The organism is Chryseobacterium contaminans, assembly GCF_001684955.1.
Taxonomy (GTDB): Bacteria; Bacteroidota; Bacteroidia; order Flavobacteriales; family Weeksellaceae; genus Chryseobacterium; species Chryseobacterium contaminans.
Genome location: NZ_MAYF01000279.1, coordinates 18,617 through 31,315 on the forward strand (window position 1 = coordinate 18,617; position 12,699 = coordinate 31,315).

The 12,699-nt window shown below is 36.6% G+C and carries 18 protein-coding genes; 6 read left to right on the forward strand and 12 right to left on the reverse strand.

The features are described 5' to 3' along the window. Positions 1-2: 2 nt before the first annotated feature. The 4 genes from BBH99_RS13530 to BBH99_RS13545 form a co-directional block, all read right to left on the reverse strand. A complete protein-coding gene (locus tag BBH99_RS13530; protein ID WP_066696610.1) occupies positions 3-869 on the reverse strand; it encodes an NAD kinase in 867 nt (288 codons plus the stop codon). Between the two features lies 1 nt (position 870). Further along, positions 871-1,524: a CBS domain-containing protein gene (locus BBH99_RS13535; protein WP_066696612.1), complete on the reverse strand. Its 654-nt coding sequence runs from the start codon at positions 1,522-1,524 to the stop codon at positions 871-873. Between the two features lie 187 nt (positions 1,525-1,711). Next, the gene (locus BBH99_RS13540) at positions 1,712-2,242 is read right to left on the reverse strand and encodes an RNA methyltransferase (protein WP_066696614.1); all 531 of its coding nucleotides are present in this window, start codon (positions 2,240-2,242) and stop codon (positions 1,712-1,714) included. A gap of 5 nt (positions 2,243-2,247) precedes the next feature. Further along, a complete protein-coding gene (locus BBH99_RS13545) occupies positions 2,248-2,868 on the reverse strand; it encodes a toxin-antitoxin system YwqK family antitoxin (protein WP_066696617.1) in 621 nt (206 codons plus the stop codon). Positions 2,869-2,923: 55 nt separating this feature from the next. Here BBH99_RS13545 and BBH99_RS13550 point away from each other — a divergent pair, with 55 nt between their 5' ends. Further along, on the forward strand, positions 2,924-3,523 hold the full coding sequence (locus BBH99_RS13550; RefSeq protein WP_066696619.1) for a hypothetical protein: 600 nt from the start codon (positions 2,924-2,926) through the stop codon (positions 3,521-3,523). An 11-nt stretch (positions 3,524-3,534) separates the two neighbouring features. Here the strand turns inward: BBH99_RS13550 and BBH99_RS13555 are convergent, their stop codons facing one another. Both BBH99_RS13555 and BBH99_RS22945 read right to left on the reverse strand, forming a co-directional pair. Next, the gene (locus BBH99_RS13555; RefSeq protein ID WP_066696622.1) at positions 3,535-4,413 is read right to left on the reverse strand and encodes a bestrophin family protein; all 879 of its coding nucleotides are present in this window, start codon (positions 4,411-4,413) and stop codon (positions 3,535-3,537) included. 14 nt (positions 4,414-4,427) lie between these two features. After that, the gene (locus tag BBH99_RS22945; RefSeq protein WP_262487205.1) at positions 4,428-4,562 is read right to left on the reverse strand and encodes a hypothetical protein; all 135 of its coding nucleotides are present in this window, start codon (positions 4,560-4,562) and stop codon (positions 4,428-4,430) included. A 38-nt stretch (positions 4,563-4,600) separates the two neighbouring features. Here BBH99_RS22945 and BBH99_RS13560 point away from each other — a divergent pair, with 38 nt between their 5' ends. Then, complete coding sequence (locus tag BBH99_RS13560) at positions 4,601-5,479, forward strand: cupin-like domain-containing protein (protein ID WP_066696625.1); 879 nt, start codon at positions 4,601-4,603, stop codon at positions 5,477-5,479. A gap of 241 nt (positions 5,480-5,720) precedes the next feature. On the opposite strand, the gene BBH99_RS13565 is transcribed toward BBH99_RS13560, so the two are convergent. After that, on the reverse strand, positions 5,721-6,251 hold the full coding sequence (locus tag BBH99_RS13565) for a GNAT family N-acetyltransferase (protein WP_066696631.1): 531 nt from the start codon (positions 6,249-6,251) through the stop codon (positions 5,721-5,723). A gap of 122 nt (positions 6,252-6,373) precedes the next feature. Here BBH99_RS13565 and mutS point away from each other — a divergent pair, with 122 nt between their 5' ends. Then, positions 6,374-8,962 carry a DNA mismatch repair protein MutS gene (mutS, locus tag BBH99_RS13570; RefSeq protein WP_066696633.1) on the forward strand — a complete coding sequence of 863 codons (2,589 nt, stop codon included), beginning with the start codon at positions 6,374-6,376 and terminating at the stop codon, positions 8,960-8,962. 37 nt (positions 8,963-8,999) lie between these two features. Here mutS and BBH99_RS22120 read toward each other — a convergent pair whose 3' ends face one another. Both BBH99_RS22120 and BBH99_RS22475 read right to left on the reverse strand, forming a co-directional pair. Then, complete coding sequence (locus BBH99_RS22120; protein WP_123873176.1) at positions 9,000-9,164, reverse strand: bacteriocin; 165 nt, start codon at positions 9,162-9,164, stop codon at positions 9,000-9,002. 49 nt (positions 9,165-9,213) lie between these two features. After that, positions 9,214-9,375 carry a hypothetical protein gene (locus BBH99_RS22475; protein ID WP_165601944.1) on the reverse strand — a complete coding sequence of 54 codons (162 nt, stop codon included), beginning with the start codon at positions 9,373-9,375 and terminating at the stop codon, positions 9,214-9,216. Between the two features lie 151 nt (positions 9,376-9,526). Between BBH99_RS22475 and BBH99_RS13575 the strand changes: the two genes are divergently transcribed. The 3 genes from BBH99_RS13575 to BBH99_RS13585 all read left to right on the forward strand — a co-directional run bounded on the left by BBH99_RS13575 (position 9,527) and on the right by BBH99_RS13585 (position 11,149). Further along, positions 9,527-10,012, forward strand: coding sequence for a TlpA family protein disulfide reductase (locus BBH99_RS13575; RefSeq protein ID WP_066696635.1), 486 nt, complete (start codon positions 9,527-9,529; stop codon positions 10,010-10,012). 11 nt (positions 10,013-10,023) lie between these two features. Next, on the forward strand, positions 10,024-10,680 hold the full coding sequence (locus BBH99_RS13580; protein ID WP_066696637.1) for a thioredoxin family protein: 657 nt from the start codon (positions 10,024-10,026) through the stop codon (positions 10,678-10,680). A 73-nt stretch (positions 10,681-10,753) separates the two neighbouring features. After that, entirely contained in the window at positions 10,754-11,149 is a 396-nt protein-coding gene (locus BBH99_RS13585) for a ribosomal maturation YjgA family protein (RefSeq protein WP_066696639.1), read from the forward strand. Here BBH99_RS13585 and BBH99_RS13590 read toward each other — a convergent pair. From BBH99_RS13590 to BBH99_RS21915, 3 genes are all read right to left on the reverse strand, one after another. Continuing rightward, positions 11,136-11,525 (reverse strand): energy transducer TonB, encoded by a 390-nt coding sequence (locus tag BBH99_RS13590; RefSeq protein WP_123873178.1) that lies wholly within the window; start codon positions 11,523-11,525, stop codon positions 11,136-11,138. The genes BBH99_RS13585 and BBH99_RS13590 overlap by 14 nt on opposite strands. Positions 11,526-11,559: 34 nt before the next feature. Next, a complete protein-coding gene (locus BBH99_RS13595; protein WP_066696643.1) occupies positions 11,560-12,477 on the reverse strand; it encodes a YARHG domain-containing protein in 918 nt (305 codons plus the stop codon). Further along, on the reverse strand, positions 12,474-12,699 hold a 226-nt coding region (locus tag BBH99_RS21915; protein ID WP_123873180.1), incomplete at its 5' end, for a DUF2306 domain-containing protein. The genes BBH99_RS13595 and BBH99_RS21915, both read right to left, overlap by 4 nt.

Here is a 12,699-nt window from a genome sequence, read left to right on the forward strand (position 1 = left end):
CATTAATTTCTTTTATCTCGTCCCCAAAGTAGCTTCTGGCGGATGGTTTCATAAAAACTCAAATTGTTGGGCTGTACCAGAAGAAGCTGGAAACCGGCTTTTCTGATAATAATTTCCTTATCGGTTTCAATATGAATCAATCTGGAGTCTAAAGACAATGAGTATTGTGGTACCCTGCTTTCTACTCTGAACTTGATTTCCACTTTATCATTTACCACTAAAGGTCTCACGTTCAGATTGTGAGGAGCGATAGGAGTGATGACGAAGTTTTCGTTATTCGGGGAAATGATTGGCCCGCCACAGCTTAAAGAGTAAGCGGTAGATCCTGTAGGAGTGGAGATAATCACCCCATCTCCCCAAAATACATTCAAAAATTCGTTGTTAATATAAGAATCTACTGTAATCATGGAAGTGGTTTCCTTTCTTGAAACAGTTACATCATTCAATGCATAAGGGAAAAATCCTTCCAGATTGGGAGAGACTACTTCAATTACCGAACGACGACTGGTTTTGACGTCTCCTTTTAAGATAGAATCTAATTCTTTAAAGGCTTCTTCCTTTGTAAAGAAGGCAAGAAACCCGAGTCTTCCAGTATTTACCCCTACTACAGGGATCTCAAGGTCTTCAATAAATGTCAGAGAGTTTACAATAGTTCCGTCTCCACCGAAAGTGAAGAAAAGGTCTACTTCCTTATCAATAAGGTCCTGCTTACTGTTGAAAGTCTCGAAAATTTTTGAAAATTGAAGTGCTTCAGCCATTTCATCGTACAGAACAGATTTTACACCTCTGGTTTCAAGTTCAGAGATAAACTTGCTTAAATATAAAAAAGTATCAAGATCTTTTTTCTGTGAATATATGGCTGCCTTCATGTTATATTTCTATAAATTTTTGGAAAAAACCGAATCGGTCTTTAAACAGATCGGATTTCTCATCAGAATAGTATTTTTCAACAATTCTGTAGTCGTACCGGTCAAAAGTTGAGTCTATCGAGGCTAAGTTTTCATTGCTGATCTTGATGGTAATGTGAATTACCTCATCAGACATAAAGCTAATGAAGCCACCATAAAATTTCGAATTATTGCTTTCCACAATGTTGGCGATTTCCGTCATGGAATATTTTCTGGCAGGAGTTTCTACAGTAAGAATAGCTCCTGATTCTGAAAACAGCGGATAACGGGAGAGATCCTGAAAAATATCTTCACAGGTGATATACCCCAAATACTTTTCATTCTTGTTAATCACCGGGATCACATTGGAATTGAATGTATAAAACAGACGAATACTGTCCATAATATTATTATCTTCCAAAATGGCAAATCTTTCGATCTGATGCTCAAGTTCCTTCAAAGTTCCGCCATCTTCTTCGTATAAAAAGTCCTTGGCAAGAGCTCCGTAGAAGTGATGGGATTTTTTGATGAAAACATGAGAATATCCAAAGTCTTCCAATGTATTTCTGGCCGACTCTATAGAGTCCGACAGGCTAAAACATGGGAAATCTTTTGAGATATAGTCCTTGATAAACATTGTGCTAATTTATAAAAAATTAAACGAATCTGTTTCTGAAAACATGACTTTTTTTGAGTTCAAACAAAAAAAGTGCCGTTAAAATTTGTTTGTAAAGAAAAAAAAAGTACCTTTGTCGCCTTTCATTTTTACTTTTTATTAGATTTATTTCAAACTGCACTGTCTGTTAATGACATATGCAGTTTTTTTATTTTAGAGCCTTTGCAAACTCCCACATCACAATTCCACCACATACACTTACATTAAGAGAATGTTTGGTTCCAAGCTGGGGAATTTCTAAGAAAACATCCACATTAGGCAATACCTCATCGCTGATTCCTTCCACTTCATTTCCTAAAATTAAAGCATACTTTTTGGATTTATCAATCGTGAAATCTGTAATCATCTGGCTACCGGTAGTCTGTTCAATTCCTATGATTTCATAGCCTTTGCTTTTCAAATCCGAAATTGCATTGTTGGTATCTTCCTCGTGAGCCCAGTCTACACTTTCCGTAGCTCCAAGTGCCGCCTTGTGAATCTCACGATGTGGCGGTTGCGGTGTAATTCCGCAAAGGATTATTTTTTCAATTAAAAAGGCGTCTGCCGTTCTGAAAGCAGCACCTACGTTGTGCATACTTCTGATATTATCTAAAATGATGACCAACGGAATTTTTTCAACTTTCTTAAATGTTTCTACATCTATTCTGTTAAGTTCCTCCAGTTTTAGTTTCTGTACCAATTGTATTATTTTGTTGAGATTAATTTTCCGTCTTTATAGACCTCTGTTTTTTCAATGCTTCCGTCTTCGCGGTAATGGATTCTGTTGCCATTCCATTTGCCATTGACGAATTCTGTTTCACGCTGCAGTTTTCCAGATGGATAAAATACTTTCCATTTTCCGGTGGCAATTCCGTTGTCGTACTGGCCCCATTGCTTTACTGATTTTCCGTCTTCATGAAATGTCTTGGTTTCACCCTGCAGTTTATCGAATTTATAATTTGAAATTTCTGTAACCTTTCCGGCAGGTGAGTAAAAAGTAGCAGTAAGACTGTTGTCATAAATATTCTTTTCACCGTTTCTGAATACTTCTTTAGAAGTCAGGACTCCGTTTTTATCATAATATAACCATTCCTTGACCTTATAATCTTTCTTAAATTCACCCTTTGATTCCACCTTCCCATTATCATAATAAAAAGTAGCATCACCATCCTGCTTTCCTTTTTTCCATTCAACTACATATTTTAGTTGCCCGTTGTCATAGAACTGTTTGCAGGTTCCTTCCTGCAGACCGTCTTTATATCCACAAGGTTTCTGTGCCAAACCCATGATGGAGAAAGAAAAAAACAATAAAAAAATGTATTTCATAGCTATTTTTATTTCAAAAATAGTAAAATACTTATATTTGATTCAAAAATATACTATGAAAAAATTATTCACTTTATTCATACTGATGTTTGCTTTTTTGCATACACAGGCGCAGAATACATACTATCCGCAAGCTTTCTTTGATAAAAAAATGGCTCGCGATATGCTTGCTTTCGGGAATTCAACGATTGAAGGGGTAGCTTCTACCAAACAAAAGAACAATTGGGGGATTAAGCCTTTGCTTGGACAGAAACATTATGCTCCTAAAGGAACAGTGGTTATGCTTTTTCCGGTAACTCCTTATTTTGAAGAGTTTTATAATATGAGGAAGAAGTATGAAAATAAAAAAACAACGGTTTATATGTCTGAAGAGGCTTTTAAATATAGAGTAGAAGCTTTAACAGATGACCACGGACGATTTAAATTTGAAAAACTCAAACCCGGTAAATATTATCTTGAAACTATTGTAAACTTTACGGCAACAGGAAGTTATCAGCAGCAGACCGGAACAACGGATACTTATAATGGATTGGGTACTTATCTGTATTCATCACCCATTTATTCCACCTTTTTCTATGGTTATGATGCTGCCAACCGAGAAAGTAAGTTTGTAGAGATTAAGGAAGACGGGGAACTAAAAGAAATCAACCTTTAAAAGGTTGATTTTTATTTTCTGCTCATAATCTGATGAACATTTTTTTCAATATTTTGGGCTATGGTTTCCATTGGGATGTCATTCTCATCGTTATTGAAAGGGTCTTCAATCTCTTCTGCAATCAGTTCAAGGCTCATCAGTACATAATAGACAAAAACGGTAAGCGGGATCATGAAAAGGCCAATGGTAATTACATAAGCTATTGGAAGCGCAAATACATATAAAATGATGAACTTCTTAATAAATGAAGAGTAAGAATAAGGAATAGGAGTATTCTTAATCCTTTCACATCCACCGCATACTTCAAGAAAGCCTGAAAGTTGAGTATCCAGATACAGCATTTCAACCTCTGAAATCTTGCCTTCTTTTTTTAATTGATTCAATTTATGACTTAAAAGAATGACAATCTCACTTGGCCCATGATTTTTTAAAGACTTTTCAATTTCTGAGTAATCTTCATCTAATGCTAAACGGGTAGATTCTTTAGAAAGATGTTTGGCTAAAAAGTGAGGGAAATATTTTAAATACCTTGAAATCTGTTCTGCATCCTGACGGTCATCCTCAAGAATGGTGTTGATTTTTATCGCCAGGTTCCGGGTATCATTCACCAGCTTTCCCCATAATTTTCTTCCTTCCCACCATCGGTCATAGGCTGTATTGGTTCTGAAAACCAATAATAGAGATAATACAAATCCCAGTAAGGAGTGAATCATTCCCACATTACTGATTCCGGATTTTGCTGTAAGATGAAAGTATTCTACTTCCAGGTATTGAATTCCCCAAGAGTATAATCCTATCAGAATCATGCTTGGGAAAAGAATCTTCAGGGTGTCACTTTTGTGTAAACTGAAAAGGATTTTAAGGAAGTGTTTCGTGTTGTATACTCTCATAAATTCGCTTAATACTACAAATATAAATTTTTCAGAATAAAATAGAAAGTCTGAAGAGGGAGGTTGGAAGAGGTTTGCAGACAAATAGTAACTTCCAGCATCCCTCCTCCAGCTTCCAGCCTTTTCATCTTAATTTTTGCAGTTTTCAAAAAAACACTATTTTTATTTCGCATTAAATACCAAGTACATGATCCTCGAAAACGTAGATGTAGTAACTGATATCAGTAAAGAAGATTTTCAGAAGAATTATTTCAAAAAGCAGAAACCTCTTTTAATTAAGAATTTTGCAAGCCGTTGGGATGCTTTTGACAAATGGAATCTTGCCTATATCCGTGAAAAGGCAGGCGACCAGGTTGTTCCTCTGTATGATAACAAACCGGCTGATGCGGCTAAAAGTTCTGATGCTCCGGTGGCTAATATGAAGATGAAGGATTATATCGATACGATAAAAAGTAAGCCTTCAGATCTTAGGATTTTCTTCTATATCATTACAGACAGGCTTCCTGAACTGCTCAAAAACTTCACCTATCCTGATCTGGGAATGAAGTTCTTCAAAAGGCTTCCTACTTTATTTTTTGGAGGAAGTGAAGCTCATGTGCTGATGCATTACGATGTAGATTTAGGCGATTTTATGCACATTCATTTCGAAGGAAAAAAAAGAATTCTTTTATTCGATCAGAAACAGTCTCCGTTTTTATACAAAGTACCATTATCTGTTCACACCATCTATGATGTAGATTACGAAAATCCTGATTACGAGAAATTTCCGGCATTGAAATATGCAAAAGGATATGAGATTTTTATGGAACATGGAGATGCTCTTTTCATTCCAGGCGCATTCTGGCACTTCAACAGATACCTTGAGCCTGGATTTTCACTTTCATTAAGAGCGCTTCCGAATAAGCCGAATGTTTTTGCCAATATGCTGTATCATGTTTTTATCATGAGGTATACAGATAAGATTATGCGTAAGCTGTTTAAAGCCAAATGGGTGGATTATAAGCAAAAATGGGCGTATAAGAAAAGTTCAGAGGCGTTGGAAAAGCATTTACAGAAAGGGAATTAGTCTGATAAGATGGAAGATGGAGGCGGGAAGAGGGAAGTTATTTTTGCCGAAAAGTGAATGTAAGCCATTCCTAATAAATATCTGGTTTTATATTGCGTTATTGCGTCGTTGTCATTGACTACGTCGAATCTTCGATTTCTGACGAAGGAAGAAACTCTTATATATTTACAGAGGTGTAGAAGTCTCCTGTCAAATAGTAACTTCCATCTTCTTCTTCTGGCTTCCAGCTTTACTACGCATCTTACTTGTTAATGAGTCCGAAGATCTTAGCATCCACAAACTTTCCTTTTTCAAAAAAGTAGTCTCTGAGGGTTCCTTCTTCCTGGAAATTCACGGAAGTTAAAAGCTTTTCGGAGGAAATATTAGCTGGATCTATAAAGGCATTTACCCGATGTAATCTCATGCTTTCAAATCCGAAGGTTAAAATAGGAAGAATAGCTTCTTTCATATAGGCTTGTCTCCAGAAAACAGGATTCAGTTCATATCCGATTTCAGCTTTGAAATGTTCCCTATACCAGTTATGATAACCACAGGTTCCAATCACTTTGCCATTGGATTTCAGTTGTAAAGCCCAACGGAAGCCTTTCCCTTTTTCAAATTCACTGTTGAAATGCTGGATGATTTTTTGCGCATCTTCGATAGACTTGAATGCTTCAAGATCATAATATTCCATAACTTCTTCTAATGAAAAATATTCGAATACATCTTGGGTGTCATTAAGGGTAAGCTGGCGCAGAATAAGTCTTTCAGTTTCTAAAACAGGAAATTCCATGGATGTGATTTTAGGGTGAAAATACGATTAATTCCTGATAGGGAAAAGTTATTCGGGGATAACCGTGAAACAATTCTGCAACGCTGGATTTATTTTTTTAAATTTGGGGCTCATTTTTTACTATGGCAAAATCGAAGAAGGAAACCCCGTTAATGACTCAATATAATACCATCAAGGGCAAATACCCTGATGCGCTTTTACTTTTCAGGGTAGGGGACTTTTATGAAACTTTTGGGCAGGATGCCGTGAAGACCTCCCAAATACTGGGTATTGTTCTTACAAAAAGAAATAATGGAGAAGGAAGTGTAGAATTAGCCGGATTTCCGCATCATTCCATCGATTCTTATCTTCCAAAATTGGTAAGAGCGGGAATGAGAGTTGCTATCTGCGATCAGCTGGAAGATCCTAAAATGGTCAAAGGAATTGTAAAAAGAGGGGTTACAGAACTGGTAACTCCCGGAGTGACTTTTAATGATCAGGTTTTAAATTCCAAGAAAAATAATTTCCTGCTTTCCCTGCATAAAGAAAAAGAAAAATATGGAATAGCCTTAGTAGACATCTCTACCGGTGAGTTTCTGGTAAGTGAAGGAAATCTTGAAAAGCTCCTACATATTGTCAATACTTTTGACCCGAGTGAAATTATTTTCCAGAGAAGTGCACAGATTCCGGAGCAGATTAAGAATAAAAATGCTTTCAAATTGGAAGATTGGGCTTTTCAATACAATTTCGCCTATGAGAAATTAACCAGTCATTTTAAAACCAACTCTTTAAAAGGATTTGGCGTAGAAGGTCTTCCGTTAGCTATTACAGCAGCAGGAGCTATTTTTGCCTATCTGGTAGAAGATACGCATCATAATTTGCTTTCTCATATCACCAAACTTCAGATTATTCCACAGGAAGATTATCTGATGATGGATAATTTTACTTTAAGAAACCTGGAAATCGTATATCCAAGCAATCCACAAGGAAAATCATTGCTGGATATTATTGATAAAACATCAACCCCGATGGGAGGAAGGCTGTTGAGAAGGAGGATTATTCTTCCTTTAAAATCAGTGGATGAAATTTCCAGAAGGCTTTCCCTGATTGATTTTTTAAACGAAAACGATCATCTTAAATATGAAATAGGGCAGCTTTTAAAGTCAATTTCTGATCTTGACCGATTAATGGGGAAACTGGCTGCTGAAAAAATATCACCTAAAGAACTTGGCTATTTGCGTCAGAGTTTGATTAATATTCACAAGATCAAAGATTTATTGCATCCGCATGCAGATGTACTGGCTTGGTTAGAGCCTTTATTTGATCTTGAAGAACTGATTAAATTCCTTCAAAACCATCTTAATGAAGAACTTCCGGTGAGTATTGCCAAAGGAAATGTAGTAAAGGATGGCGTTTCTGAGGAACTGGACAGATTGAGAAATCTTCAGAGTAAAGGGCGAGGATTCCTTGATGAAATGTGTCAGAGAGAGATTGAAAGAACAGGGATTACCAGTCTTAAAATTGATTTTAATAATGTTTTCGGATACTATATTGAAGTCCGGAATACCCATAAAGACAAAGTTCCGGACGACTGGGTAAGAAAACAGACTCTTGTGAATGCCGAACGATACATTACCGAGGAATTAAAGGAGTATGAAAACCAGATCCTGGGTGCTGAAGAAAAAATAAGCGTTCTTGAACATCAGCTGTACAGAAATGTGTGCTCTGAAACAATGGTTTATATCGATCAGATTCAGGGGAATTCCAATATTATTGCCCAGATTGACGTGGCGGCAGGATTGTCGGAACTGGCAGTTTCAGAAAGCTATACCAAGCCTATTCTGAATGACGGTTATGCTATTGATCTGAAAGAAGCAAGACATCCCATCATTGAAAATGCGCTTCCGCTAGGAGAAAAATATATTCCGAATGACATCTTCCTGGATAAAGATTCCCAGCAGATCATTATGGTGACGGGGCCAAACATGGCCGGTAAATCAGCAATTCTTCGTCAGACGGCTATTGTATGTCTTTTGGCCCAGATCGGAAGTTTTGTGCCTGCTAAACATGCGGAAATCGGACTGCTGGACAAGATCTTTACAAGGGTAGGGGCAACAGACAATATTTCTGCAGGAGAATCTACTTTCATGGTAGAAATGAACGAAGCTGCCAATATCCTGAATAATATCTCAGAACGAAGCCTTATTCTTCTGGATGAAATTGGCCGTGGAACTTCTACCTATGATGGGGTTTCCATTGCATGGGCTATTGCAGAATATCTTCACCAGCATCCTACACAGGCGAAAACATTATTTGCTACGCATTACCATGAACTGAATGAGATGACCGTGAATTTTGAAAGAGTGAAGAACTTCCACGTTTCCATTCAGGAAAATAAAGGGAATATTATCTTCATGAGAAAGTTGGTTCCGGGAGGTAGTGAACACAGTTTCGGTATTCATGTGGCTAAACTGGCTGGGATGCCTGCAAAGGTGGTAAACAGGGCCAATGAGATCCTTAAAACCCTTGAGGCTAGCAGAACTCAGGAGGGAGGAAATTCAGAGAATATCAAAAGGGTAACTGAAGAAAATATGCAGCTATCTTTCTTCCAGCTGGATGATCCTGTTTTGGAGAATATCCGGGAAGAACTTACCAAGATAGATATCAATACTTTAACACCAATTGAAGCTTTAATGAAGCTTAACGCCATAAAAAAAATGATTGGAGGATAATCCAATCATTTTTTCTTTTTATAAGTTAAAACTTTGATTAACAGCAGTATCCGTCTTTGCCTCTAGGGCCGATGATCATGAAATGACTGCTTACTCCTCTAAGCTTGCATAGGTCTTCTGCACAGTTAGCTATAGCACCACCGCTGATTTCTTTAAGCTCAGCTTTGGTAAGTTTCTTTTTGTGATTGATTGATTTTTTCATATTTTTTAATTTGTTTGGTTTTGATTAATGGGTTGGATTCTGAATGGACTTAACAGCAAGGGCCATCCTGAATTCCATACACTCCATATTGTTCTTCTCCGGTATTTCGGTCAAAACAACTGAATACCAGCGGGCAGATAGGTCCTGCTCCGTTGATGGCTTTCATTTCTCTCTTTGTAAGTTTCTTTTTTTGATTCATTGATTTTTTCATAATAATTTTAGTTTGGTTAAAAAGCTAATGTACATTTTATTTCAATAACTCAATACTGTGTGAACAATTAATTTAATAGTTTATTGTACCTGTTAACAAACTTTAACAGTTTGATAATCATGGGTGAAGGCTGCAATTGTTAAATTTGAATATGAAGAATGTCCTAACAATTCTGGTTGTATTTTTGTGCTGTACTCTCTGCAATGCCCAACAGACGGAAGTTTCTGCTCTGAAATATGAAGATTTGGAAAAGAAAATTCAGTCGGAGAAAGATAAATTTCTGGTAGTAAATTTCTGGGCAACTACCTGTGCGCCTTGTTTGAAAGAGCTTCCTCACTTTATGGAGGTCAATAATCAATATGCTGGCAATCCTAAGTTTAAAATGCTACTGGTATCCTTAGACAGGTTAGTAGATAAAGAAAAGGTTTTAAAATTCATTAAAAATAAAAGTCTGACGGCTGAAGTTGTCCTTTTAGATGATATTAAAAGAATGAATATCTGGATTCCAAGATTTGAAAAAGAATGGGACGGGAATATTCCGGTCACCATTTTTTATAAAAACGGAGAGAAAATACACTTCAATGACGGAGAAATGAGTAAAGAAGAACTCGAAAAAACAATTACTGAAAATCTATAATCAATAAGAGTATGAAAAATATGAAAACATTAATAGCAGCTTTCATTGCCGGATTAGGTTTGTTAAGTTTTACAGCGGTGAATCATGATAAAAATAAACCTCAAAAAGAGATCATTTCAACAGTAAAAGGGTATGAAGTAGGTGATGAGGCTACAGATTTCAAGCTTAAGAATATTGATGGGAAAATGGTTTCTTTGAGTGATTTTAAAACGGCTAAAGGATTTATCGTGATTTTTACCTGTAACCATTGTCCGTATGCCAAGAAGTATGAAGACAGGATCATTGAGCTGGATAAAAAATATAAAAGCCAGGGGTATCCGGTAATTGCCATTAACCCAAATGATCCGAATGTGCAGCCGGAAGATGGTTATCAGCAGATGATCGAAAGGGCAAAACAGAAAGGTTTTACTTTTCCGTATTTAGTAGATGAAGGGCAGAAAATTTATCCGCAGTACGGAGCCACAAAAACGCCGCATGTTTTTGTATTGCAAAAGCAAAACGGGAAAAATATCGTAAAATATATAGGAGCCATTGATAACAATTACGATAACCCCAATGATGTATCAGAATACTATGTCCAGAATGCTGTAAATGCCCTGTTAAAAGGAGAGTTGCTGAAAATGACAAAAACGGTTGCCATCGGATGTACAATCAAAGTAAAGAAATAATATATTTGCCAGAATAAAAATCGGTGTTTGTAAAAATGCCGATTTTTTATGCCCGAATTTTAAAAACATCAACATGAAATTCCAATATAGCCTGAAATATTTACTTGTTTCCATTGTTATTTTCCTTATTGAGGTGCTGATTGCTACAAAGCTGAAAGATATTTTCTTCATAAGAGCTTATCTTGGGGATGTGATTGTTGTGATGCTTCTTTATACTTTAGTAAAAAGCTTTTTAAGGATAAACAATGAAAAACTGATTTTTGGGATTTTAATTTTTTCCTGCTTTGTAGAATTTGCACAATATTTCAATATTGCAGAAAAACTAGGCTTCCGTCCTGGAAGCCTGATGTATATTATTATTGGAAATTCTTTTTCCTGGATAGACATTCTGTGTTATGCTGCAGGTTGCCTGTTGATTTTTATTTGGGTTAAACTTAATTCAAGACCACAACAGGCTATTTCAGATTAAAAATCAAAGGTTGTCGCATCACACTTCTGACTTTTTTGCCATCCTGTTCAGCAGGAATCCACTTTGTTTTTACCATTTTAAGAGCCCTCAGAAATTCATCTCTTACCATTGCGTGCTCATAGGACTCTATTTTAATATCAATCATATTGCCTTCTGTATCTACAATAAAGTTGGCAGAAGCTTTTGCGCTCATAATTTCAGCCCTTACTAATGGTGAAGTCCGGAAGTTTTTCAGTACTTCTGTTACAAAGGCTCTGTGCCCGCCAGGAAATTCAGGTGTTTTATGTGGTGCAGATTCCACAGGTGCCGGAGGTTCTGGCTTCGGAAAAGTCGTAGAGTCTTTCTGGGCATTTATAGAAACAGCCCAGAAAAGCATGGGAAAAAACAAGAATTTTAACATAGATTGAAAATTATCTTCCGAAACTGTCATATTTATCTTCCGCATACTTGATAAAGCGGTTAAGTAAGGCTACATTATCCTTTTCCATAGGAGAAAGTTCATTGTCTACATTATTGGAAACAGGAATATACCAGTCCGTTTGCTCAAAGAAATCCCTGTAAGTTTCTTTTTTAAAGGAATAGCCATGTCTCGCAAATACTGAATTTTTGATGATCTCCATATCCAGTTTTCTTAGGTTTTTGAGATCCTTTTCAGTGAGTTTCTGTTTAGAGGCATTCAGTTTAAAAACGGCATCAGAAGCAACCCGGTTCTTTGATGTTGTGTAGCTTTCGGTTTTTCCGTCACTATCCGTATATTTTTCTACAAAATCTTTAGGATTGTTCCAGTCTACCAGATTGGAATCAGGGTCCAGCATAAAGTTAGGGTTATAAACAAAGTCTTTTTTGATGAGTTTGAGTGTTTTTATAGGAGCCTTTACCGCTTTTTTATTAAAGGCATTCCATTTTCCGGTTAAGCTGTCTCCATTCAGCTTTATCTCGAATCTGCCATCCGTTTTGTCGTTTCCCGGCTCATCCAACACAAAAGATTTTGAAGTCTCATTAAAAATACCTTTTACAGGACGCTGGTTTCCGTTTACAATACTTTGTCCGTAAACACTGTCTTTGGTAATTCTGTTGATTTTTATGGAGATTTTTTTGTAAACATTCTCGTCATATTCAGAGCCGTCCACATCATCAACTACCTTCTCCATTCCGGCAAAATCACCCGTGTAAACACCATAGTATTCTTTATGAATTTCAGGAACAACAACGGAGTCTTTTTGGGCGGTTAAGGAATCTTTATTGGATTCATTTATTTTCCCATCTTTTTTGCAGCTTATCAAGGAAACTGCAAGCAGGGAAATCAAGGTGTAATGTAAAGTTTTCATATCTGTTTTTTTGTAATTAAATAGTCAATGATAAGGATATTGGGAATCCAGCCCAGCCATGCAATGATTTGGTAAACGTCCATGGGATTGGGATGGAATAAATATACGATAATAACTTTCCACATTCGTAATGTGATGGCTGATAATGTAAAAGCGAAGCTCCGCCACATCCATTGTTTGTGCTCTTTAAACTTTTTTCGTCTGGCCAGCTGATAAGCTTTG